The following is a 22,582-nucleotide window of genomic DNA, read 5'->3' as shown; positions in this document are numbered from 1 at the left end:
GCTGCGGGGCTCCCCCGCAGCGGGTCTCAAAGATCGGCCATCTGCTCGATGATCGACCAGTGATCTTCGAACAGCATCTCCGGTCGCAATTCGCCGAGCCGGTACCAGCGCGCATGCGCGGCATCGTCTCCGCCCTTCACGGCGAACAGCTTGCGCCGGTCGGGCAGGCGGAACAGGAAGGCGTGAGTGATGATCCGGCCACGAAGCGATCGCTGCGGGGCGTCGAATACCCGGGTGCGGCTGTCCTCGATGAAGCTCGCCAGCATCGCCGGCGGAATCTGACCCTTGGCGTCGCTGATCCCGGTTTCCTCGCGCAGCTCGCGGATCGCGGCATCGCGGATGCGCTCGTCGCGATTGACGAAACCGCCCGGCAGCGCGAGCTGGCCCTTGCCCGGCAGTCGCCCCCGCTCGACCAGCAGGATATGGCCCGACTGGATCACCACCGCATCGGCGGTCACGAACGGACCTTCGCCCCATTCCTGCGGATAGGCGTCGAGATATTCGCGCTCCGCCAGCAGCGCCTTGAATTCCTCGCTCAGCTTGAACGCTTCGAGCTGTTCGACCACGCCGGGGGACAGGACCTGCTGCGGGATGTCGGAAAGGCGCGCGAAATAGCGTTCGCGAATGTCGCTGCTGCTGAAGGTGCCGTACTGGCTATTGATCTGGATATTGCCCCAGGCCGGGAACAGCTTGAGGTAGAACGACGAATTGTCCTTGCCGAATCCGGCGAGCGAGATTGCGAAATCATCGAGGCCGTTGGCGGCGAAGCCGTTGTTGCCCTCGTCCAGCACGATGTCGTGCACCCGCCGCTGAACCTCGGCGGTCCAGGCGGTGTCGGAATAGAGGTGATCATCCAGCGGCTCGACGATCAGCCGCCCGTTCGCCACCTCGTAGGCAAAGGCCGAGCGGATCATGTGCGCGCGTTCGTCGAAGGTGAAGGGGTTGCGCGGATCGCGCGCGACATTGGCGGAACCGACCAGCACGATCAGCCGATCGACCTGCTCCAGCGCCTGCCGGATGACGTATTCGTGGCCGATGTGAAGGGGTTGGAAGCGTCCGACAAAGACGCCGAAGGTTGGCTTTTTGGCCATGATCGAGACTCCCTCGATGGGTGTGAACGGCAATCGGACTCCCCGGTTGCCAATGGGTGATATGCGCCGGACCTTGCGCCCGGTCAAACGCGAAGATCGCAGCGGTGTGTTGCAAAAAAGTGAATGGATTGCGCCTGTCGGCACCGTCGCCACCCGATCAAAAACCACGTTGACGCGGCGGCGCGATCGGTGGCAATGGCGCTGCTTCAGAGCGGGCGGGTATAGCATAGTGGTAATGCTCCAGCCTTCCAAGCTGGCTAGGGGGGTTCGATTCCCCCTACCCGCTCCACGATTTCCTTCCGACTGAGCGGGGGGCGACGGCATCCACAGACTTGACCCCCTTCAACCATTTCTATGGTTGTTTCGCACCGCAACACGTCTAGCTGTCTTGCCATGCGCACGCTGACCCATCTCGAACGGCTCGAAGCCGAAAGCATCCACATCATGCGCGAAGTCGTGGCCGAGGCCGAAAACCCGGTGATGATGTATTCGGTCGGCAAGGACAGCGCCGTGATGCTGCACCTTGCGCGCAAGGCGTTTCACCCGGCCCCGCCACCCTTCCCGCTGCTGCACGTCGATACGACCTGGAAGTTTCGCGAGATGTATGCGCTGCGCGATTCCGTGACGGAGAAGACCGGCATGGAACTGCTGGTGTGGCAGAACGAGGAAGCCGCCGAACGCGGCATCAACCCGTTCGAGCACGGCCCGCTGCATACCGATATGTGGAAGACGCAGGGGCTGAAGCAGGCGCTCGACCATTATGGTTTCGACGCGGCCTTCGGCGGCGCGCGGCGCGACGAGGAAAAGAGCCGCGCGAAAGAGCGCGTGTTCTCGTTCCGCACGGCAAGCCACGGCTGGAACCCCAAGAACCAGCGGCCCGAGCTGTGGAACCTCTACAACGCGAAGAAGACCAAGGGCGAAAGCATCCGGGTCTTCCCGCTGTCCAACTGGACCGAGCTCGACATCTGGCAATACATCATGCGCGAAGCGATCGAGATCGTCCCGCTCTATTTTGCGGCAGAGCGCCCGACCTACGAATGGGACGGAGGGTTGTTCATGGCCGACGATATCGATCGGCTGGAACAGGTGCTGGGCAAGAAGCCCGAAATCACCATGCGATCGGTGCGGTTCCGCACGCTGGGCTGCTTCCCGCTGACCGGGGCGGTAGAAAGCACCGCCTCGACCCTGTCCGAAGTGGTGCAGGAAACGCTGTTGACCGCGACCAGCGAGCGGCAGGGCCGCGTCATCGACAAGGACGAGGGCGGCGCCGGAATGGAGAAGAAGAAGCAGGAGGGCTATTTCTGATGGCCGATCATCCCGCCACCCACCCCGCCTACGAAACCGACGCGCTGATCGCCGAGGATATCGACGCCTATCTCAACCAGCATCAGAACAAGCAGCTGCTGCGCTTCATCACCTGCGGCAGCGTCGATGACGGCAAATCGACGCTGATCGGGCGGCTGCTCTACGATTCGAAGATGATCTTCGAAGACCAGCTCGCCGCGCTCGAAAGCGACAGCAAGCGGGTCGGCACGCAGGGGCAGGAGATCGATTTCGCGCTGCTGGTCGATGGCCTCGCCGCCGAGCGCGAACAGGGCATCACCATCGATGTCGCCTATCGGTTCTTCGGAACAGAAAAGCGCAAGTTCATCGTCGCCGACACCCCCGGCCACGTGCAATACACCCGCAACATGGTGACCGGCGCATCGACCGCCGATGCCGCGGTGATCCTGGTCGATGCGCGCAAGGGCGTGCTCGAACAGACCCAGCGCCACAGCTACATTGCGCACATGCTGGGCATCCGACACCTGGTGCTGGCGGTGAACAAGATGGATCTGGTCGATTACGATCAGGCGACCTTCGACGAAATCGTCGACAATTATCGCGGCTTCGCCGAGACGATCGGGATCGAAGACTTCACTGCGATCCCGATCTCGGGGTTCAAGGGCGACAACATCGTCTCCGCGCCTTCGGCCAACACGCCGTGGTTCGACGGGCCCAGCCTGATCCACCATCTCGAAAGCGTCGAGCTGGCCGAGACCGCCGCGCAGGACCGTCCGTTCCGGATGCCCGTGCAATGGGTCAACCGCCCCAATCTCGATTTTCGCGGGTTCGCCGGGCTGATCAGCCAGGGCGTGGTGAAGCCGGGGGACAAGGTGCGGATCGTCCCGGCGGGCAAGACCTCGAGCGTGAAGAGCATCGAGACGTTCAACGGGCCGCTCGACGAGGCGGTGGCAGGCCAATCGGTGACGCTGACGTTCGCGGACGAAATCGATTGCAGCCGCGGCGACGTGATCGCCGCCGCCGACAACCCGCCCGAGGCTTCCGACCAGTTCGAGGTCAGCCTGGTCTGGATGGACGAGACGGCCTTGAAGCCAGGACGCGGGTACTGGCTGAAGCTGGGCACGCAGACCGTCACCGCGACGATTGCCGAGCCGAAATACGAAATCTGCATGGGCTCGTTCGAGCATCTCGCGGCCAAGACGCTCGAGCTCAATGCCATCGGGGTTGCCGAGATGCGCACCGATCGCCCGATCACGTTCGAACCCTATGCCGACAGCCGACAGCTCGGCGGGTTCATCCTGATCGACAAATTCACCAACGCCACCGTGGCCGCCGGGATGATCCATTTCAGCCTGCGCCGCGCGCAAAACGTCCACTGGCAGCCGGTCACCGTCACCCGCGCCGATCACGCGGCGATGAAGAACCAGACGCCGCGCGTGCTGTGGTTCACCGGACTTTCGGGATCGGGCAAGTCGACCATCGCCAACGAGGTCGAAAAGCGGCTGGCGCTGATGAACCGGCACACCTTCCTGCTCGACGGGGACAATGTCCGCCACGGGCTCAACAGGGATCTGGGCTTTACCGAGGCCGACCGGATCGAGAACATCCGCCGGATCGGCGAAGTCGCCAAGCTGATGACCGATGCCGGACTGATCGTACTCACCGCCTTTATCTCCCCCTTCCGCGCCGAGCGGCGGATGGTGCGCGAGATGATGGGCGAAGGCGAATTCATCGAGGTGTTCGTCGACACCCCGCTCGAAGTCGCCGAAGCGCGCGACGTGAAGGGCCTCTACAAGAAGGCGCGGGCGGGCGAGCTGAAGAACTTCACCGGGATCGATAGCCCCTATGAAGAACCCGAAGCCCCGGAAATCCGCGTGAACACGGTCGAAATGACCCCGGCCGAGGCAGCGGACTACGTGATCCAGCAGATCATGCCGCTCAAATGAACGGCGCCGCGATGACCGACGCGCAGCTGGCGGCCCATCTGGCGGAAATTGCCGGACGCATCCTGATCGATGTGCGCGAGAGCGGCGTGTTCGCAGGCAAGGCGCTCGGCAAGGCGGGCGACGCCACCGCCAACGAATTCCTGTGCCACGCGATCCGCACCGCGCGCCCCGACGATGCCCTGCTTTCCGAAGAGGAAAAGGACGACACCGCGCGCTGCTCGGTCGAGCGCACCTGGATCGTCGACCCGGTCGACGGGACCCGCGAATATGGCGAGGAACGCAGCGATTGGGCGGTGCATGTCGGGCTGTCGATCGGCGGCGTGGCCACCAGCGGGGCGGTGGCGCTGCCGGGCCTCGATGGCGGCGTGGTGCTGCGCACCGACCAGCCCGTCGCCCTGCCCGATCCGGCTCCGCAGCCGCGCTTCGTCGTCAGTCGCACCCGCCCAGCCACCGAGGCGCAGGCCGTCTGCGCGGCGATGGGGGGCGACTTGGTGCCGATGGGCAGCGCCGGGGCCAAGGCGATGGCGGTGATCCGCGGCGACGCGGAAATCTACCTGCATTCGGGCGGGCAATACGAATGGGACAGCTGCGCACCGGTCGCAGTGGCGCGGGCGCATGGCCTGCATTGCTCGCGGATCGATGGCAGCCCGCTGGTCTACAACCGGCGCGATCCGTACATGCCCGACCTGCTGATCTGTCGCCGGGAATATGCCGCGCGGGTGCTCGAACTAGTCGCCGGACGCGGCTGATTCGCTCGCGGCGGGCGCGGGCGTCGCAGCGGCGCTCCCGCCCTTGGCGACCGGCGGACTGATGACGATTTCGACCCGGCGATTGGCCGCGCGGCCCGCTTCGTTGGGCGAGCCATCGGGCAGCGCATTGGGCTGGATCGGGTTCTGTTCGCCGAACACGATGACGTCGATCCGGTCATCGCTCACGCCCTTGTCGATCAGCCAGCCCGCCACGGCGAGACCGCGCGCCTGCGAGGCACGGGCGTTGGCATCGTCGCTGCCGCCGGCATCACTGTGCGCGCGCAGCACGATCGGTGCGCCCGTCGCCAGCTGCTCTGACGCCAGCACTGTCTCGAGCGCTGCGATCGCCTTGGCATCGAGCTCGGATCCGCCTTCGGGAAAACCGATGGTCGTGTTGAGCGGCTCGAGCTGCGGCGCGGGCGCTTCGGGCTGCTCGATGTCCTGGCGCAGGATCGAAACCGGCTCTTCGGGGCTGGGCGTCGCCTCGGCACCGTCGTCAGCTGCGTCGCGGGTGCCGGAGCCCGAGCCACACGCGGTAAGGGTTCCGATCGCCGAAAGCGCCAAGATCATCGCTACTCGCTTCATTCCGTCCTCTCTCATCGCAGGCTAGGTTGCCTGCGGCTTTGGTGTGGCGTCCCGTGCCCCGCCCTTGCCCGCCTCTTTCGCCGCGCGCTTGGCGGCGATTTCCTCGGGCGTCCTTGCCTGGGCGGGGAAAAGGAGATTATCGTGTCGCCGGCTCGCGGCTCGGGCACGGCGGCGTGAGTGAAGAACCGCAGCGTGCCGCTCTTGCGCATCAGCAGCAGCTTGTTGGCGCTGTCGGGCAGCTTTTCCTGCGCGTCCTCGAAGTCGAATTCGTCGGACAGCTTGGTCTTGCGGAATACCCAGCCCTGCGCCTGCCGCTCGTTGACATCGGTGACGCCGAATCCTGTTTCGAACAGCGCCCGGCCGCGGATCGATTCGGGCAGCGCGTGCTTGTCGTGTTCGTCGCCGCTCTCGCCCAGCTGGTAGACGCTGTCGCGCCCGATCTCGTGCGCGAACTCGTTGCACACCAGCGCGTTGTAGGCCTCGTTGTCGGTCGCCGCGACCAGCACCTGGTACGGCGCAAGATCGAGGTTGTGCTCGGTCGCCTCGTTGAGGATTTCGCCATAATAGAAAGGCAGCCCCTCGCGCCGTGCCGCGCCGAGCCGCTGCCAGCTCGAATCGACGACCATCACCGGGGTCTTGAGCGCCTGCATTTCCTTGGCGAGCGCGATCGTCCACGGGGTCGATCCGACGATCAGCAGGCCGGGCCGCGAGGTGCCTTTCACGTTGAGCCATTTGGCGACGAGATTGAGGGTAAATCCGTGCGCGACGATGGTAGCGACCACCACCGCGAAGCTCAGCCCGATCAGCACGTTGCCGTCGCTGTAACCGATCTCGGTCAGCCGCAGCGCGAACAGACCCGAAATCGCCACCAGAACGATACCGCGCGGCGCGATCCACGCGACGAGCAGGCGCTCGTTCCACGGCAACGACGTGCCCAGCAGGCTCACCAACACCGTGATCGGGCGCACCAGGAACAGCAGCGCCAGCAGGAACCCGAGGAAACGCCAATTGAGGTACTGAAGGTCTTCAACCCGCAGGCTGGACGCGAGGACGATGAAGATCCCCGACACCAGCAGGACCGCGACGTTCTCCTTGAACGGATGGATCGAGCGCAGGCTCGAAACGTTCATGTTCGCCAGCCCGACGCCCATCACCGTCACCGCGACGAGGCCCGCCTCGTGCTCGATCTGGTTGGTGAGCACGAACACCCCGATAACGGCGATGAACAGCACCGGGACCTTGAGGTATTCCGGGATCGCACCACGCGGGAACAGATAGGCGATGACGCGCGCGGCGGCGTAGCCGATCAGCCCGGCCACGATCGCTGCGATGATCAGCGGCGGGACGACTTCGACCACGGACGCTCCGGGGCTTTCGGCGACCTTGCGAAAATATTCGTAGGCGATCACCGCGCACAGCGCGCCGGTCGGATCGTTAACGATCGCTTCCCACTTGAGCACCGAGGCAGGCCGCGTCTGGACGTTCGACTGCCGCAGCAGCGGCAGCACCACGGTCGGCCCGGTCACGATCAGGATGCCGCCGAACAGGATCGCAACGGGCCAGACCAGCCCCGCGATGTAGAATCCGGCGGCGGCCCCCAAGGCCCATCCGACCAGAACCCCGACGGTCGCGAGCCGGATCACCGCCTGTCCGGAATGCCTCAGTTCGCGAAAATCGAGGCTCAATCCGCCTTCGAACAGGATCAGCGCGACCCCGATCCCGATCATGGGTTCGAGCAGGTCGCCGAACGCGCCTTCGGGATCGAGCAGGCGAAAACCCAGCTCGCCCGCCACCGGGCCGGCGAGAAATCCCGCCGCCAGCATCAGCACGATGGCCGGCCAGCCGGTGCGCCAGGCGATCCACTGCGCGCCGATACCGAGCACGCCGATCATGGCGATTACAAGAGCTTGCGATTCCATCGTTTTGGCTTGGGTCCTCGCTCAGGCAATGGTCGAGACACGCCCCGGTTCCGAAACCGTCGCCCCTGGCGCGTGATGCCCCAGTAATCAGGCTCCGTCAAATTGCAGGAGCGTGCGCACTTCGACCCCGGCATCGCGCAGCCGCGCCGCACCGCCCAGATCGGGCAGGTCGATGACGAACAGCGCCTGTTCCACCACCGCGCCCGCCTCGCGCAGCAATTGCACCGTGGCCAGCGCGGTGCCGCCCGTTGCGATGAGATCGTCCACGATTGCGACCCGTTCTCCCCGCACGATCGCCGCCGGGTCCATCTCGAGCCGGTCCGTCCCGTATTCGAGCGCGTAATCGACCCCGATCGTCGCGACCGGCAGCTTGCCCGGTTTGCGCACCGGCACGAAGCCCAGCCCCAGCTGCACCGCGACCGCCGCGCCGAAGATGAAGCCGCGCGCTTCCATCCCGGCGATTTTCTGCGCCTGCGCCGCGCGCGCGATCTCGGCGAGGTGGTGCATGCTGGAAGCCAGCCCCTGCGGATGTCCGATCAGGGTGGTGATATCGCGAAACTGGATGCCTGGTTCGGGAAAGTCGGGGACGGTACGCACCAGCTGCCGAAGCTCGGCGGGGGAAAGGGGGGGTGCGCTCACGTCTTGTCTCCCAAAGCAAAGCGCCCCGCCATCGGCATGCGATGACGGGGCGCGCGATGCAATTGCTGCCGGATACGGCCTGCTACTTCTTCCTCGGCTTCACGCCGGCCCACACCTGCTTGTACGACAGGAAGGCGAGCGCGGTCGCGAACAGCAGGAAGCCGAGCACGAACCAGCCGGTCTGCTTGCGCTGGACCAGCGAAGGCTCGGCAGTCCAGGTCAGGAACGCGGCAACGTCCTGCGCCAGCTGCTCCTTGGTCGCCGCTGTGCCATCGGGATAGGACACCAGATCATCGCTGAGCTGCGGCGGCATGGCGATGTTGATGTTGTAGAAGTACTCGTTGAAATACAGCCCGGTCGGGGTCTCGAATTCGGGCGACTTGGCGACGTCTGCGGGATCGGGCTCGTTGTAGCCCAGCATCAGCGAATAGACGTAGTTCGAACCGTCGTGCCGCGCCTTGGTGATCAACGAGAGATCGGGCGGATAGGCGTTGTTGTTCGCCGCGCGCGCCGCCACGGCGTTGGGATAGGGGCTCGGGAAATAATCGGTCGGCTCGCCCGGACGGGTCGTCGCCTCGCCGGTCTGCGGATCGATGCCCGGGACATTCCACGACGCAGCCTCAGCCCGCACTTCGGCTTCCGAATAGCCGAGCTGTTCGAGATTGCGGAATGCGACGTACTTGAGGCTGTGGCAGGCCGAGCAGACCTGCTTGTAGACCGAATATCCGCGCTGCAGCTGGGCGGTATCCCACTTGCCGAGCGGACCATCGAACGAGAACCCGCCTTCGGGCTGGATATGCTCTTCCTGGAAGGCGTAATAGTCCGGCCGTTCGGGCAGCGCGAAGTTCACGAGCCCCGGCACCAGCGACCACAGCACCAGCACCGCGGTCAAACCGAGGCCCACCAGGATGCCTGCAAGACGAATTGTCATGACCTAACTCTTTCTCGTTCTCGGGTCAGTATGGGTGTCGGCGAACGCGATCATTCGGCGGGTTGCAGCTCGGGGCCGCCGGGCAGGTCCTTGACCGCGCCCTGCGGGTTGTCGCCGCCGCCATCGGTCCCGCCGGGCACGTCGTCCGACGCAAGCACGGCCTGCGTGATCGAGAACGGCAACGGCTTGGGCACCTCGATCTGGCTGATGATCGGCAGGATCACCAGGAAGTGGAGGAAGTAGTAGGAAGTCGCGATCTGGCTGAGCACGATGTACGGTTCCTCGGCGTGCGCGCCGCCGAGATAGAACAGCGCCGCCATGCACGGGATCAGGCCGAACCAGAAGAACTTCTTGAACAGCGGACGATAGTGACCCGAGCGCACCGGGCTCTTGTCGAGCCACGGCAGGAAGAACCACACCAGGATCGAGCTGAACATCGCGATCACCCCGAGCAGCTTTGCCGGGACGAGGATGATGCCGGTGAACGGGATCGTCAGGTCGCCGGTGAAGGCGCGCAGGATCGCGTAGAACGGGTAGAAATACCATTCCGGAACGATCAGCGCCGGGGTCGAAAGCGGGTTTGCCTCGACATAATTGTCCGGGTGGCCGAGCGCGTTCGGCAGGAAGAACACGAACAGCGCGAACAGGATCAGGAACACGCCGAGCCCGAACCCATCCTTCGCGGTGTAGTACGGGTGGAACGGAACCGTGTCGCTTTCCTGCTTCACTTCGACGCCGGTCGGGTTCGACGAACCCGGAATGTGCAGCGCCCAGATGTGCAGGATAACCACGCCCGCAATCACAAACGGCAGCAGGAAGTGCAGCGAGAAGAAGCGGTTGAGGGTCGAATCGTTCGGGGCGAAACCGCCCACCAGCCACACCTGCAGCGGCTCGCCGATCAGCGGGATCGCGCCGAACAGGCCGGTTATCACCTTCGCACCCCAAAAGCTCATCTGACCCCAGGGAAGCACGTAGCCCATGAACGCGGTCGCCATCATCAGCAGGAAGATGACCACGCCAAGCAGCCAGATCATCTCGCGCGGTGGCTTGTAGGAGGAATAGTAGAGCCCGCGGAAAATGTGCAGGTAGACCACCATGAAGAAGAAGCTCGCGCCGTTGGCGTGCGCGTATTTGAGCGCCCACCCCCAGTTCACGTTGCGCATGATGTGCTCGATCGAACCGAACGCAACGGAGACATCGGCGGCGTAATGCATCGCCAGCACCACGCCGGTGATGATCTGCAGCACCAGGCAGAACCCGGCGAGCACGCCGAAATTCCACATGTAGTTGAGATTGCGCGGCACCGGATAGCCGGCCCCGACCGCGTTGTAGACCAGACGCGGGAACGGAAGTTTCTCGTCCAGCCACTTGGTGAAGGCGGTTTGCGGTTCGTACTGTTTGGCCCAGGCGAAACTCATGATGTTCTCTCGGATTTACTCAGCGTTACAGCAGAATAGCTCAATTCAAATACGATTCGTCACCCGACCCGGATGACGCTGTCCGTGGTAAAGGCATATTCGGGTACTTCGAGGTTGGTCGGAGCCGGGCCTTTGCGGATGCGGCCTGCGGTGTCGTAGTGGGAACCGTGGCACGGACAGAAATACCCGTCGAAGTCGCCCCTGTCCTCGCCGGCCGCTGCGCCCAGCGGAACGCAACCCAGATGGGTGCACACGCCCAGCGTCACGAGCAGGTCTTCGCTGCCTTCCTTGGTGCGTTCGGCCAGCGTCTGGGGATCGCGCAGGCTGGAGACCTCGACCGAATTCGCTTCTGCGATCTCTTCCGGGGTGAGGCGCCGCACGAACAGCGGCTGGTCGCGGAACGTCGCCTTGATGGCCTGGCCGGCCTGGATCGCCGAAACGTCCACATCGGTGGTGCTCGCTGCCAGCACGTCGGCGGTCGGCGCCATCTGGCTGATCAGCGGAAACAGCACCGAAGCGCCGCCCACACCTGCCGTGCCGATCGCGGCAATGTGGATCCAGTCGCGGCGGCGAACACCGGTTTCGCCGCCCTCTGCCATGTCCGGACCGCCAGTGATCGTCGCGGTGCCGCCCGTGTCAGCCATGTCTCACTACCTTGTTCATATTGCCGCCCCGGGGAAACGCCGATGCGGCATCATGTTGAATTCGTCTCTTGCCGGTTCGATCGGAATGTTCCCGGCCGAATGGCCCTGTGAACGTCTCTGACAGCTTTACTGCCCAATTTCTACCGTCGGCGCGGCGCAAATAGCCACAATATCCGCCAAGTCCAACCGTCTTTTCAGCATCGTCTGTTCGCTTTGCTGCAAGCCGGCTTGCGCACGCCTGTCAGCCAATCGCTATCAGACTGATTTGACGTCCATAATCCGGCTCACCGCGCTGCACGGCGCGCCTGTAGGAGTAATAACGCTCCGAATCCGAGAATGTATCCCGAGCGATGTCGCTGACCTGCTCGAGACCCGCCCGGGCGAGCCGCGCGGCGATGTAGCCGGGCAGGTCGAAATGCCAGCGCGCAGAGCCATCCCGCTCGGGTGCGGGCGTGAACTGCGCGTCGTCTTCCGGCGTGAAATGCGACCTGAACGGTGCATCGACCTCGTAGCTGGCGCGCGCGATTGTCGGACCGATCGCGGCAGCGATATCGGCGCGCCGCGCACCGAGCGCTTCCATCGCGGCGATCGTGTTCTCGAGCACTCCGCCCTGCGCGCCGCGCCATCCGGCATGCGCGGCACCGACCACGCCGCGCGTAGAGTCCGCGAACAGCACCGGCGCGCAATCGGCGGTGACGATGCCCAGCACGATTCCGCGCCGCGCGGTGACGACCGCATCGGCGGTGGGGCGGCCCGTCGCGGCATCGTCCCACGCCTCGATGACGGTGACCACGTCAGGCGAATGCACCTGGTGCGGCGCGACCAGCGGCGCACCGCCCACCAGCGCCTCAGCCGCCGCAGCCCGCGTCGCGCCGACGCTCGCCGCGTCGCCCGGTCCGCCGTACCCGAACTGATGGCGCTCGCCCGAATGCCCGAAGAAGCCGTGCGGCACTCCGCCGAGCGCTTCGGACCGCGCGATATCGAAATCACCCGCCAAGGCCCTAACCTTCGAGGCTGCGGCTGACCTGTTCGTAGGTATCGCGCGACAGCTTATCGGCCCCGGCGATCCGTTCGAGCTCGGCCTTCATCAGCGCCGCCCGGCCCGGTTCGATCCGCCGCCAGCGACCCAGCGGCGAGACGAACCGCGCGGCGGTCTGAGGGTTGATCGGATCGAGCGCAAGAATGAGGTCGGCGATCATCCGGTAACCCTTGCCGTCCGGATCGTGGAAGCCCTGCGGGTTCCCGGCAAACGCCATGTACAGCGAGCGCACGCGGTTGGGATTCCTGATGGTGAAATCGGGGTGCCCGGCCAGCGCTTCGACCTGCGCGATGACGTCCGGATGCAGCGACAGCGCCTGGAGCGTGAACCACTTGTCGATCACCAGCGCATTGCCCGCGTAGCGATCGTAGAACGCGTCGAGCGTGCGGTCGCGTTCGGGCGTATCGAGCCCGCACAGCACCATCAGCGCGCCCTGCCGGTCGGTCATGTTGTCGGCCCGGTCGAACTGGTGGGCGGCAAGCTCGGCCGCCTTGGCCGGATCGGAGGCCGCGGCATAGGCCAGCACCTGCGTCTTGACCTTGCGCGCACCGCGCCCGGCGGGATCGTCGAAGCCGACCTTTTCGCAGCGGTCGTAAAGCGCGTGGAACTCGCTCGCCAGATCGCGCCCGAGCGCCGCCTTCAATGCCTCGCGCTGGGCATGGATCGCGCCGGGATCGGCCTTGCGCTCCCCCGTGGCCATGGCCTCGAACAGATAGGTCTCGCTCGGCAGCACCATCAGCTCGCCGCGCATCGCATCGTCGAGCGCGTCGTCGGTGAGGATCGCGCGGAAGGCCGACACGATCGCGGCCTCGCCGTCTCCTGCGTCTTCGCCCGATGCCGCGGCGACCAGGTGGCGCACCGCCAGCTCCTGCAGCGCCTCGTAGCGGGCGAACGGATCGTCGTCGTGCGAGGCGAGGAACACCAGGTCCTCGCTGTTCACCGCACGATCGATGATGACCGGTGCGGTGAAGCCGCGGTTGATCGACAGGATCGGAGGTTTGGCGAACCCCTTGAAGTTCACGCCCTTCTGCGCGGCATCGAGCATGACCAGCTGCTCGCCGCTGTGCTCGCCGGTCTCGCGATCGAACATGGCGACACGGAGCGGGATCGGCATCGGCTGCTTGTCGGGCTGGCCGGGGGTCGGCGGAACCTTCTGCGAAAGCGTCAGCAGCGTTGTCTCAGCCGAGTGCAGGACCGAGGCGGTGACCACAGGGGTTCCGGCCTGGCGATACCATAGGCGGAACTGCGAGAGGTCCAGCCCCGCCCCATCCTCGATCGCGGTGATGAAATCCTCGCAGGTCGCGGCTTCGCCGTCGTGGCGGTTGAAGTACAGGTCAGTGCCTTCTCTGAACCGTTCAGCACCCGCCATGCTGCGCATCATGCGGATCACCTCGGCACCCTTGTTGTAGACCGTGGCGGTGTAGAAGTTGCTGATTTCGCGGTAGCTGTCCGGGCGGATGGGGTGCGCCAGCGGCCCCGCATCCTCGGGGAACTGCGCCGCGCGCAGGATCCGCACATCCTCGATCCGTTTGACCGCCTCGCCGCGCATGTCCTGCGAGAACAGCTGGTCGCGCAGCACGGTGAAGCCCTCTTTCAGGCTGAGCTGGAACCAGTCGCGGCAGGTGATGCGATTGCCCGACCAGTTGTGGAAGTATTCGTGCGCGATCACGCCCTCGACCGCGTCGAAATCGGCGTCGGTCGCGGTATCGGGGTCGGCCAGCACGTATTTGGTGTTGAAGACGTTGAGCCCCTTGTTCTCCATCGCCCCCATGTTGAAATCGGAAACGGCGACGATGTTGTAGAGGTCGAGATCGTATTCACGTCCGAAGGTCTCCTCGTCCCATTTCATCGAACGGTGGAGAGATTCGAGCGCATGGTCGGTGCGCGCGAGGTCTTCCTTGCGGACCCAGATATTGCACTCGACTGTGCGACCGGACATCGTCGTGAACGGGGCGGAATTGGCGACCAGGTCGCCCGCCACCAGCGCAAACAGGTAGGACGGCTTGGGCCACGGATCGTGCCATTCGGCCCAATGCATCCCGTTGTCGCCCTCACCCTCGGCGGCCTTGTTGCCGTTGCACAGCAGGATCGGGAACTGCTCCTTCGGTCCTTCCATCCGGACGCGGTAGATCGACAGCACATCGGGCCGGTCGGGGAAGAAGGTGATCCGCCGAAACCCTTCGGCCTCGCACTGGGTGCAGAGCATCCCGTTAGACGCGTAGAGGCCCATCAACTGGGTGTTGGCGCTCGGATCGATCTCGGTCGCGATCTCCACCCGATGACTGTCGCCGGAGAGCGCGAGGACGAGGTCGGAGCCGTCCATCGCCCAGTCGTTCACCGGCTCGCCATCGACCTTGACGCCCGCCGGTGTCAGCCCGTCGCCATCGAGCCGCAGTTCACCGGTCGGCTCCGCATCGGGATTGCGTTCGACACTCAGCGTCGAGACGATCCGGGTCTTGTCGAGCCCGAGATCGAAATGCAGGTCGATCCCGGGTACCAGCCAGGGGAACGGCTTGTAATCCTCGCGCCGGATTACCGGCGGATCGACCGGCGTGCGCGCCGCGTCGGCGAGTTCGGGGTTGCCTTCGGGGGTAGTGGGGGTGGTTGCGATGTCCATGCTGTTCCGTTTCGCTGCTTTCGCCCGCGATGTAGGCCGAAACCGGCGCTCCTCCAACCGCCGCCGTGCCGGGCGGTGTCATTTGTCGGCTGCGAACGGCGGCCTGCAGATGCGCTGCGCAGCGCGCGATTGACAGGCGCGCCGCTCCGGCGCACCGGTGGCGGCCAGAGGGAGGCGGGCCACAATGATGCTGGAAATACTGGCAAACGCCACGGGCGGCTTCGATGTCGAGACCGCCACGCGCGCCTATCTCGACACGCTGCGGGGACCGGCGCGGGCGCAGTCCGACGCCTATTTCGAAGGCGGGTATTGGCTGATTGTCTGGGCGGCGCTTGTCGCGGTGCTGGTCGACTGGCTGATCCTCAATTTCCGCCTCTCCTCTGCATTCCGCAGCCTTGGCGAGAAGATCAGCCGCCGTCCCTCGGTGGTGACATGGATTACCGCGCTGCTTTACTCGCTGGTGGCCTATGCGTTGTTGCTGCCGTGGGTAATCTACACCGAATTCTTCCGCGAGAAGTCCTATGGCCTGCTCGACCTCGATTTCGGCGGATGGTTTGGCGAACAGCTCACCGGGCTTGCGGTTGAACTGATCGTCGCGCCCTTGCTGGTGGTCGCGGTCTACGCGCTGATCCGGCGCGCGCCGCGCAGCTGGTGGGCATGGAGCACCGGGGTTGTCGGCGTGTTCCTTGCCTTTGGAATGCTGCTCGCGCCGGTGTTCGTCTCGCCGTTGTTCAACGACTACACCGAGATGGAACAAGGGCCGCTGCGCGACAAGATCGAGGCCGTTGCCGCCAAATACGACATTCCTGCGGAGCACATCTATGTGTTCGACCAGTCGAAACAGCACAAACGCATTTCGGCCAATGTCTCAGGACTTGGCCCGACGATCCGCATTTCGCTCAACGACAATCTGCTCGAACGCACCAGCGAGGAGGAAATCCTCGCGGTTATGGGGCACGAGATGGGGCACTACAAACTCAACCATGTCTATGTGATCATCGCCATCATGCTGCTGGTTATCGGGATCAGTTTCTTTGCGATCTCGCGGATCGCACCGGCGTTGATTGCCCGGTTCGGTTCGCGCTGGGGCGTACGCGATCTGGCCGATCCGGCATCCTTGCCGGTGATCGGAATTCTCATGACGATTGCCTTCTTCCTCGCAACCCCGGTCCTCAATTCGCTGGTGCGCTGGGCCGAAAGCGATGCCGATGCCTTCGGGCTTGAAGCCGCGCGCGAGCCCGATGGCTTTGCCAGAGTGGCAATGCGGCTGTCCGAATACCGCAAGATCGAGCCCGGCCCGATCGAAGAGATGCTGTTCTTCGACCACCCCTCGGGCGCGACCCGGGTGCGCATGGCGATGGACTGGAAGGCCAGGAATGTGAGTGACCCGCAGATCGTGGTTCCCGAAGCGGGCTATCTCGAAACCGAATGAGCCAGTTGTTGATCTTCGGCCTGGGCTACACCGCCCTGCGGATCAAGGCGGCGCTCGAAGCGCGCGGCTGGAGCGTCGAAGCGACCGGGAGCGCGGGCGATATCGACTTTGTCGATGACGCTGCGGTGCGAGCGGCGCTGGGCCGGGCGAGCCACGTACTGTCCTCGGTCCCGCCCGATCGGGAGAGCCTGAGCGATCCGGTGCTCGACCGCTACGGCGCCGACATCGCGGGCAAGCGGCTCAGCTATCTTTCTTCAACCGGCGTATATGGCGACCAGCAAGGTGCATGGGTCGACGAAAGCTCGCCCACCGGCACGGGTCGCCGCAATGCGCGAAGCGAGGCCGATGCGCGCTGGCTGGCGATGGAAGCGCAGTTGTTTCGCCTGCCGGGCATCTACGGGCCGGGCCGCAGCGCCCTCGACCGGGTGCGCGAAGGCAAGGCGCGGCGGATCGATCTGCCGGGGCAAGTGTTCAGCCGTGTGCATGTCGATGACATCGCCAGCGGCGTCGTCGCTGCGCTGCAACAGGATGCCCCGCCCGGTGCCTACAACCTCGGCGACGATCTCCCCGCGAGCGGCAACGCGGTGACCGAACAGGCGTGCCGCCTGCTCGGCGTCGACCCGCCGCCGCTGGAAACGCTCGAAGACGCCAATCTTTCGGACATGGCGCTCGGGTTCTACATGGAGAACCGCCGGGTCGCGAACGGCAAGGCCAGGCGGGTGCTGGGATGGCATCCGCTCTATCCGACCTATGTCGAAGGATTGGCTGCGCTAAGTTGACCCGTCATTGCGAGCGAAGACAAGCAATCCAGCGCGGATTGCGAGGCGGCTCCGGATTGCTGCGTCGCCTTCGGCTCCTCGCAATGACGAGGTGGCTACACCGTCTTCTTCTGCTTTGATCGGAGCGCCAGCACCATCCCGACTACCGCCAGCACCATTCCGCTCGCCGTCAGCCCGGTCCACCGGTAATCCTCGAACAGCGTCGAGATCAGCATCGCGACCGAGATCGTGAGGATCGAGTTGTAAGCGGTGCGACCGGCACCGATTTCGCGCACCAGATTGTAGTGCAGCGGAAACGTGATCACCGATCCGATAAGCGCGAGATAGACGATCCCCGCCCAGTATTCCCGGTTGGCCGGAAGCGGCGGTGGACCTGCAGTCAGCGCGGCGAAGCCGAGATCGAAGACCGTCCCGTACAGCATCGCCCAGGCGAGCAGGCTCACCATCGGAACACCCCGCCCGGTCGGGTTGGCCTGGATCACGTTCGCGAGCGACGCGGCGAGGATGCCGAACATCGCGAGACCGATTCCCAGAGCCACGTTCCCGCCCACCACACCGGCATCGGGATTGGCGCGCCATTCGTGCACCAGCAGCAGCGACACGCCGACGATCGCGACCGCGCTGCCGAGCAGGAACCCGCCCTGCACCCGCTCGCCCAGGAAGATGCGCCCGAAAATCGCGTTGGGCACCATCAGCAACCCGAACATCATCGCGACGATGCCCGAGGTGACGTAGAGCTCCGAATGGTAGACGAACAGGAAGTTGCCGCTGAACTGGAAGATCCCGACCAGCGCGGCAAGCCGGTGTTCGGGCCGCGTCAGTTTGAGCCGCCGCTTCATCAGATAGGCGACCAGGAACAGCGCGGGGGTCGCCAGCGCAAACCGGTAGAACACCGACCAGGCAGCGGGCACACCGTCGATCTGGCCGGTGATGACGAACCAGGTCGATCCCCAGATCGTGCCGGTGATCAGGAACGGGAGGATGACGCGGGCACGCAGCATGCCCTGCTCGGCGGTTGTCATAGAGCCGCGATGGCCCGTCCCAGCGCGACGGCGTCGGCGTCTTCGGTGTTCCAGGCGGTGACGAACCGGGCGGCATCGTCACCCCAGTCGTAAAAGGCGAAATCCTGACCGCGCAGCGCCTCGCGCTCCTTTGGGGTAAGGTGCACGAACAGCTCGTTGGCCTCGACCGGGTGCAGCAGCCGCTGACCGCAGCCGGCGGCGATCTCCTGCGCTGCGGCATTGGCGTGGCGCGCATTGGCAAGCCACAGGTCGTCGTCGAGCATGGCCAGAATCTGCGCTGCGAGATAGCGGCCCTTGCATTGCAGGTGCCCGGCGCGCTTGCGGCGATACTTGACGAGATCGGCCTGCTGCGGATCGAACAGGATCACCGCCTCCGCGCTCATCCCGCCGTTCTTGATGAAGCCGAACGCGAGACTGTCGACCGGGCCGGCAGCCGCGCGGGCGGCCTCCTGCGCCGTACCGCCCGGAAACGCCGCCGCATTGGCGAACCGCGCGCCGTCCATGTGCAGGCCAAGGCGGCGGGCGGTGGCAAATTCGGCCAGCACCGCCAGCTCGCCGGGCGTATAGCTGCGCCCGTATTCGCTCGCCTGGGTGATCGCGATCGCGTGCGGCTGCACCTGGTGCACATCGTCGCGGATCGGATCGATCAGCGCGGCGATATCCTGAGGGGTCAGCTTCGCGCCCTCACCGCCCGCCAGCATCAGCTTCGCGCCATGGAGGTAGAACCCCGGCGCCCCGCCTTCATCGACCTCGATATGCGCTTCCTCGTGACACACCACCCCGCCATGCGGCTGCACCATGGTGGCCAGTGCAAGGCAATTGGCGGCGGTTCCGGTGGCGACCCACACAGCGGCACATTCGCGCCCGAACAGCGCCGAAAAACGTTCGTCGAGCTGCGCCGAAAGCGTATCGCCGTCATAGGGATTGTCGGCGTTGTCGGCTGCGCGCATCGCGTCCCAGACATAGGGGTGCACCGCGGCGGCATTGTCGGACAGGAATGGTCTGGGCGTGGTCATTGCGCTTCGCCTCTATCGCACGCGGCGCGCTTGGCAAGCCGATCAGGCGTGTTCGAGCTGCGAAAAATCGGTCGCGGCGATGGTTTCCAGGATTTCCCGCCGGACCTCGCGCGCGCGGTCGATCGGGACCCCGGGAATATCGAACTCGCCCCCGGCGAGCCCCAGGTTGAGCGTCGCATAGCCACGCCAGCGCGCGATCGGGCCCTGCGCGATCTCGACCGAATGCAGCTTCAAACGGGTGGCAATCTGGCTCTGCGGCGACAGCAACCCGGCCCGCGCCATGATCTGCGACGCGTCGATCGCATGGCGTTTGAACCGCCACGAATAGAGCGCAGCGGCAGCGAACAGAACGGCGAGAGCGAGCGGAATCGGCAGGGCCCAGAGCGGCGCGAATATCGCGACCGGAATCGCGACGAGCAGAAAGAACCCGCCATCGATCACGGCGCTGTCGAAGGCATAGTGTTCGGATGCGCGATGCCAGTCGGCCTCCTCGTTCGGGAGGTGGAACCCCGCCGCCGCGACGATCGGCGCGATCTCGTCGAGCTGCGCGAACGGCGCCACCACATGGCTGGCGGAGCCCGCGTCCTGGGCAAGGCTGACGAAGCGCAGGCTGTGCCAGCCGAAACGATAGCGCAGCAGCCCGGTGCCGATCCTGAGGCCCTGCACCCGATGCACCGGCATCACCACGTCGGTACGCGTGAACAGCCCGCGCCGCCGCCGGAACCCCCTCGCCGTGCGCTCAAGGATGAAGCCCCACTCGCGGGTAAAGGTCCGGATCATGCCGGTTGCCGAACCGATGACGAACACGCCGATCAGACCGGCAATTGCGCTGATGACCTGCGCGTACGGGCCGAAACCCGAGATGAAACTGCCCTGCTGCTCGATCCAGCCGCGCCACAGGTCCGGGTCCCAGATTTCGAAATCGATGAAGCTGTCGGCATATTGCAGCAGGCCGCCAAGCACCGCGAACACGGCGAGCGAGAATTCGAACGTGCCGAAGATCAGCAGCCGCCGCGGATCCATGGCGAACAGGGTTTCGGCCTCGGGTTCGGCAGCGGAGTCAGGCGTGGCGGGCTTGCCGCGTTCAGCCTCGACCGGCCCATCGCGCCGTTCGCGCACCAGCTGCCGCAGCTCTTCCCCCGTCTGCTCGGACAGGTAGGATAGCGACAGATCGTCGCCGCCACCTGCACCGGTCTCGAACTTGACCGCGACGAGACCGAACAGGCGCGGGATGAGCTTCTGTTCGAGGCTGACGTCCTGGATCCGCTCATACGGAACGGAGCGCGCCGAGCGGCTCAGCACCCCGCTCTCGACCCGGATGTCCTGCGTGCCGATCGTGTAGGTGAGCCGCCGCCATTGCAGATAGGCCATGCCGAAATTGAACGCGAGCACGGCGGCGACAACCGGCACGATATATCTGATGAACCCGGCCGCCGCGCCGTCATCGAAGATCGTGAAGCTGGCGATCGCGATCGGGATCACCAGCTGGCCCAGCATTGCAATGCCGCGGACCAGAAAGCTTCTGGGGTCGGTATTGCGGGCCTCGGGCCGGGGTTCGGCTTCGCCGCGCGCACCCGCGACCGGCACCGGCACGCCTTTAGCGGCCTGCCCGTCTGACACGCTCACAGGCTTTCCCGCCTGATATGCGCGCGGATCGTTTCGCGCATGTCGCGGGCGAGGTCCTGCTGCAGGCCCGGCAGATGCACCGAGGCGTTGTGGCTTCCGGCGGTGTGCAGGGTGAGCGTCGCGATATCGAAGAACCGCTCGATCGGCCCCTGGTCGACGTCGATATGCTGCACCCGCCCGAACGGGACAACCGTGTCGGAGCGGAACAGCAGGCCGCGCACCACCCGCAGCCGGTCGGCGCTCATCGCATAGCCGCGCGCGGTGTAGCGCCGCGAGGGCAGCCGGATGATGAAGGCGATGGCGATCAGCAGCACCGGCCCCGCGATCGCGCCCGAGACCAGCAATTCCTGCTCGCGAAAAATCGTCTCGAGAATCAGCGCGACGATCACGAACGGGATCGCCGTGATCGTCGCCCGCACCCGCAGCGCGGATTTGTAGTTGGGATGAACCCTGGTCAGCTCGCCATCGGGGTCGGCGAATGTCGCAGCGGCAGGCGAAGCGGGCGTGGCGGTGAGCGTCGATTCCATGCTGCGTTACATGAGCAACACAGCCCCCGCGCGCAAGCTCTATCGCCGCTGGTCGAATCGCCGCCCGATCATCGCCGCGGCGATATTGGTCTTCTGCACGTCGATCGCCCCGCCGGCGATGCCCCAGGCATAGGCGTCGCGCAGGCGCTGCTCCATCCCGTAATCCTTGTGATAGCCATAGCCGCCCATCACCTGCATCCCGAGCGCGGTGACCTCGCGCACGATCTCGTTGGCGTAGCATTTGGCGAGCGAGCTTTCGTAGACCGTGGGCAGGCCATCGGGCTGCGCCGAAGCGTTGGCCGCCGCCCGGTGGATCAGCAGCCGCGCCGCATCGACCTTCATCGCCATCTCGGCAAGCTTGATCTGCACCGCCTGGAAATCGACGATCGGTTTGCCGAACGCCTCGCGCTCCTGCGTGTAGGCGAGCGCCTGTTCCAGGGCCGCCGCCGCCAGACCGAGCGCCTGCGTCGCGTTGCCGCACCGCTCCAGCCCGAACGCGCTCATCAGCTTGCCGAACCCGCCCGCGCCGACGATGACGTTCTCGCCGGGCACCTGCACGTTCTCGATCGAAATGTCGGCAGTGGGGATGCCGCGAAAGCCCATCAGCTCCTCGCGCTTGCCGAAGTTCATCCCCTTCATGTCCTTTTCGAGCAGGATCGCGCCGATACCCTTCGCGCCGGGATCATCGGTGAACCGGCAATAGGTCACGTAATAGTCCGAGTGCCCGCCGCCGCTGGTCCAGCGCTTGGTGCCGTTGACGACGTAGCCGCCTGCCCCGGACCCCGATCCGGGGTTGCCGTCTGCCACCGCACTGGTCTTGAGGTCGGTCAGCGCGGTCCCGGCATCGGGTTCGGACATCGACACCGCGACGACCTTCTCGCCGCGAATGACTTCGGGGAGGACCTTCGCCTTCATCGCGTCCGATCCGAACCGCTCGATCGTGCGCACCGGGCCGACCAGCGCTTCGAACACCGGGAAGGCCACGGCATTGGAGATCTGCGCGAATTCCTCGAGCACAAGCAGCGCTTCGAGATGGCCCAGCCCCAGACCGCCGTATTCTTCCGGCAGGTTGATGCCGAGAAATCCCATCTCCCCGTAAGTCCGCAGCATGTCGTGCGGGACAGGATAGTCCCTGTGCTCCATGTCGCGGGCCAGAGCGGGCAATTCGGCGCGAGCGAACTTGCGCGCGGTATCCTGCAGTTCGCGCTGCTCGTCGGTCAGATTGAAGTCCATATCCTGCCTTAAACGTGGTGTAGCTGCGTTCCGTCGCCTAGCGCAATTGTGAGGGCGACGCGAAACAATGTGTCGCCTACAGCAA

The 22,582-nt window shown here is 65.2% G+C and carries 19 protein-coding genes and 1 tRNA gene; 6 read left to right on the top strand and 14 right to left on the bottom strand.

The window, feature by feature from the left end; translation table 11 throughout:
• Positions 1-26: 26 nt before the first annotated feature.
• Entirely contained in the window at positions 27-1,091 is a 1,065-nt protein-coding gene (locus tag KDC96_RS13950; RefSeq protein WP_212448993.1) for a bifunctional nicotinamide-nucleotide adenylyltransferase/Nudix hydroxylase, read from the bottom strand.
• A 215-nt stretch (positions 1,092-1,306) separates the two neighbouring features.
• Between KDC96_RS13950 and KDC96_RS13945 the strand changes: the two genes are divergently transcribed.
• The 4 genes from KDC96_RS13945 to KDC96_RS13930 all read left to right on the top strand — a co-directional run bounded on the left by KDC96_RS13945 (position 1,307) and on the right by KDC96_RS13930 (position 5,070).
• Positions 1,307-1,380, top strand: a tRNA-Gly gene (locus KDC96_RS13945).
• Between the two features lie 65 nt (positions 1,381-1,445).
• On the top strand, positions 1,446-2,396 hold the full coding sequence (gene cysD, locus KDC96_RS13940; RefSeq protein ID WP_256439013.1) for a sulfate adenylyltransferase subunit CysD: 951 nt from the start codon (positions 1,446-1,448) through the stop codon (positions 2,394-2,396).
• The gene (gene cysN / locus KDC96_RS13935) at positions 2,396-4,321 is read left to right on the top strand and encodes a sulfate adenylyltransferase subunit CysN (RefSeq protein ID WP_212448991.1); all 1,926 of its coding nucleotides are present in this window, start codon (positions 2,396-2,398) and stop codon (positions 4,319-4,321) included. Before cysD ends, cysN begins: the two co-directional genes overlap by 1 nt.
• Positions 4,322-4,332: 11 nt before the next feature.
• Positions 4,333-5,070: a 3'(2'),5'-bisphosphate nucleotidase CysQ gene (locus tag KDC96_RS13930; RefSeq protein WP_371815494.1), complete on the top strand. Its 738-nt coding sequence runs from the start codon at positions 4,333-4,335 to the stop codon at positions 5,068-5,070.
• Here KDC96_RS13930 and KDC96_RS13925 read toward each other — a convergent pair.
• From KDC96_RS13925 to pepN, 8 genes are all read right to left on the bottom strand, one after another.
• Complete coding sequence (locus KDC96_RS13925) at positions 5,050-5,655, bottom strand: OmpA family protein (RefSeq protein ID WP_212448989.1); 606 nt, start codon at positions 5,653-5,655, stop codon at positions 5,050-5,052. The two genes, KDC96_RS13930 and KDC96_RS13925, sit on opposite strands and share 21 nt — an antisense overlap.
• An 11-nt stretch (positions 5,656-5,666) precedes the next feature.
• Positions 5,667-7,574, bottom strand: coding sequence for a sodium:proton antiporter (locus KDC96_RS13920; RefSeq protein WP_212448988.1), 1,908 nt, complete (start codon positions 7,572-7,574; stop codon positions 5,667-5,669).
• An 87-nt stretch (positions 7,575-7,661) separates the two neighbouring features.
• Complete coding sequence (locus KDC96_RS13915; RefSeq protein ID WP_212448987.1) at positions 7,662-8,213, bottom strand: adenine phosphoribosyltransferase; 552 nt, start codon at positions 8,211-8,213, stop codon at positions 7,662-7,664.
• Positions 8,214-8,295: 82 nt separating this feature from the next.
• Positions 8,296-9,144 carry a cytochrome c1 gene (locus KDC96_RS13910; protein ID WP_212448986.1) on the bottom strand — a complete coding sequence of 283 codons (849 nt, stop codon included), beginning with the start codon at positions 9,142-9,144 and terminating at the stop codon, positions 8,296-8,298.
• 50 nt (positions 9,145-9,194) lie between these two features.
• A complete protein-coding gene (locus KDC96_RS13905; protein WP_212448985.1) occupies positions 9,195-10,562 on the bottom strand; it encodes a cytochrome b/b6 in 1,368 nt (455 codons plus the stop codon).
• 59 nt (positions 10,563-10,621) lie between these two features.
• Entirely contained in the window at positions 10,622-11,206 is a 585-nt protein-coding gene (gene petA / locus KDC96_RS13900; protein ID WP_371815493.1) for a ubiquinol-cytochrome c reductase iron-sulfur subunit, read from the bottom strand.
• 241 nt (positions 11,207-11,447) lie between these two features.
• A complete protein-coding gene (gene pgeF / locus KDC96_RS13895; RefSeq protein WP_212448984.1) occupies positions 11,448-12,203 on the bottom strand; it encodes a peptidoglycan editing factor PgeF in 756 nt (251 codons plus the stop codon).
• A gap of 4 nt (positions 12,204-12,207) precedes the next feature.
• On the bottom strand, positions 12,208-14,862 hold the full coding sequence (gene pepN / locus KDC96_RS13890) for an aminopeptidase N (protein ID WP_212448983.1): 2,655 nt from the start codon (positions 14,860-14,862) through the stop codon (positions 12,208-12,210).
• 184 nt (positions 14,863-15,046) lie between these two features.
• On the opposite strand from pepN, the gene KDC96_RS13885 reads away from it, so the two are divergent.
• Together KDC96_RS13885 and KDC96_RS13880 are read left to right on the top strand one after the other, a co-directional pair.
• On the top strand, positions 15,047-16,294 hold the full coding sequence (locus KDC96_RS13885; RefSeq protein ID WP_212448982.1) for a M48 family metallopeptidase: 1,248 nt from the start codon (positions 15,047-15,049) through the stop codon (positions 16,292-16,294).
• Positions 16,291-17,073, top strand: coding sequence for an NAD-dependent epimerase/dehydratase family protein (locus tag KDC96_RS13880; RefSeq protein WP_212448981.1), 783 nt, complete (start codon positions 16,291-16,293; stop codon positions 17,071-17,073). Before KDC96_RS13885 ends, KDC96_RS13880 begins: the two co-directional genes overlap by 4 nt.
• 95 nt (positions 17,074-17,168) lie before the next feature.
• Here the strand turns inward: KDC96_RS13880 and KDC96_RS13875 are convergent, their stop codons facing one another.
• Genes KDC96_RS13875 through KDC96_RS13855 form a run of 5 tightly spaced genes read right to left on the bottom strand, consistent with a single transcriptional unit; the run spans position 17,169 to position 22,497 of the window.
• On the bottom strand, positions 17,169-18,095 hold the full coding sequence (locus KDC96_RS13875; protein ID WP_212448980.1) for a DMT family transporter: 927 nt from the start codon (positions 18,093-18,095) through the stop codon (positions 17,169-17,171).
• Complete coding sequence (locus KDC96_RS13870) at positions 18,092-19,111, bottom strand: low specificity L-threonine aldolase (protein WP_212448979.1); 1,020 nt, start codon at positions 19,109-19,111, stop codon at positions 18,092-18,094. Before KDC96_RS13870 ends, KDC96_RS13875 begins: the two co-directional genes overlap by 4 nt.
• A gap of 42 nt (positions 19,112-19,153) precedes the next feature.
• Positions 19,154-20,737: a PH domain-containing protein gene (locus KDC96_RS13865; RefSeq protein ID WP_249171809.1), complete on the bottom strand. Its 1,584-nt coding sequence runs from the start codon at positions 20,735-20,737 to the stop codon at positions 19,154-19,156.
• On the bottom strand, positions 20,734-21,264 hold the full coding sequence (locus tag KDC96_RS13860) for a PH domain-containing protein (RefSeq protein WP_212448978.1): 531 nt from the start codon (positions 21,262-21,264) through the stop codon (positions 20,734-20,736). Before KDC96_RS13860 ends, KDC96_RS13865 begins: the two co-directional genes overlap by 4 nt.
• A 39-nt stretch (positions 21,265-21,303) precedes the next feature.
• Positions 21,304-22,497, bottom strand: coding sequence for an acyl-CoA dehydrogenase family protein (locus KDC96_RS13855; protein ID WP_212448977.1), 1,194 nt, complete (start codon positions 22,495-22,497; stop codon positions 21,304-21,306).
• Positions 22,498-22,582 lie beyond the last annotated feature (85 nt).

It is taken from the genome of Erythrobacter sp. JK5, from assembly GCF_018205975.1.
In the GTDB taxonomy this organism is placed as follows: Bacteria; Pseudomonadota; Alphaproteobacteria; order Sphingomonadales; family Sphingomonadaceae; genus Erythrobacter.
Note: the sequence above shows the minus strand (reverse complement) of the source record. Positions and strands in the feature narration are given on the sequence as shown.

Excerpts from the sequence above, each read along its gene's own strand:
- pepN (WP_212448983.1), bottom strand. The coding sequence starts at position 14,862 with ATGGACATCGCAACCACCCCCACTACCCCCGAAGGCAACCCCGAACTC.
- petA (WP_371815493.1), bottom strand. The coding sequence starts at position 11,206 with ATGGCTGACACGGGCGGCACCGCGACGATCACTGGCGGTCCGGACATG.
- KDC96_RS13930 (WP_371815494.1), top strand. The coding sequence starts at position 4,333 with ATGACCGACGCGCAGCTGGCGGCCCATCTGGCGGAAATTGCCGGACGC.
- KDC96_RS13860 (WP_212448978.1), bottom strand. The coding sequence starts at position 21,264 with ATGGAATCGACGCTCACCGCCACGCCCGCTTCGCCTGCCGCTGCGACA.
- KDC96_RS13905 (WP_212448985.1), bottom strand. The coding sequence starts at position 10,562 with ATGAGTTTCGCCTGGGCCAAACAGTACGAACCGCAAACCGCCTTCACC.
- KDC96_RS13925 (WP_212448989.1), bottom strand. The coding sequence starts at position 5,655 with ATGAAGCGAGTAGCGATGATCTTGGCGCTTTCGGCGATCGGAACCCTT.
- KDC96_RS13875 (WP_212448980.1), bottom strand. The coding sequence starts at position 18,095 with ATGACAACCGCCGAGCAGGGCATGCTGCGTGCCCGCGTCATCCTCCCG.
- KDC96_RS13870 (WP_212448979.1), bottom strand. The coding sequence starts at position 19,111 with ATGACCACGCCCAGACCATTCCTGTCCGACAATGCCGCCGCGGTGCAC.
- KDC96_RS13885 (WP_212448982.1), top strand. The coding sequence starts at position 15,047 with ATGATGCTGGAAATACTGGCAAACGCCACGGGCGGCTTCGATGTCGAG.
- KDC96_RS13910 (WP_212448986.1), bottom strand. The coding sequence starts at position 9,144 with ATGACAATTCGTCTTGCAGGCATCCTGGTGGGCCTCGGTTTGACCGCG.
- KDC96_RS13855 (WP_212448977.1), bottom strand. The coding sequence starts at position 22,497 with ATGGACTTCAATCTGACCGACGAGCAGCGCGAACTGCAGGATACCGCG.
- KDC96_RS13950 (WP_212448993.1), bottom strand. The coding sequence starts at position 1,091 with ATGGCCAAAAAGCCAACCTTCGGCGTCTTTGTCGGACGCTTCCAACCC.
- KDC96_RS13920 (WP_212448988.1), bottom strand. The coding sequence starts at position 7,574 with ATGGAATCGCAAGCTCTTGTAATCGCCATGATCGGCGTGCTCGGTATC.
- cysD (WP_256439013.1), top strand. The coding sequence starts at position 1,446 with ATGGTTGTTTCGCACCGCAACACGTCTAGCTGTCTTGCCATGCGCACG.
- KDC96_RS13880 (WP_212448981.1), top strand. The coding sequence starts at position 16,291 with ATGAGCCAGTTGTTGATCTTCGGCCTGGGCTACACCGCCCTGCGGATC.
- cysN (WP_212448991.1), top strand. The coding sequence starts at position 2,396 with ATGGCCGATCATCCCGCCACCCACCCCGCCTACGAAACCGACGCGCTG.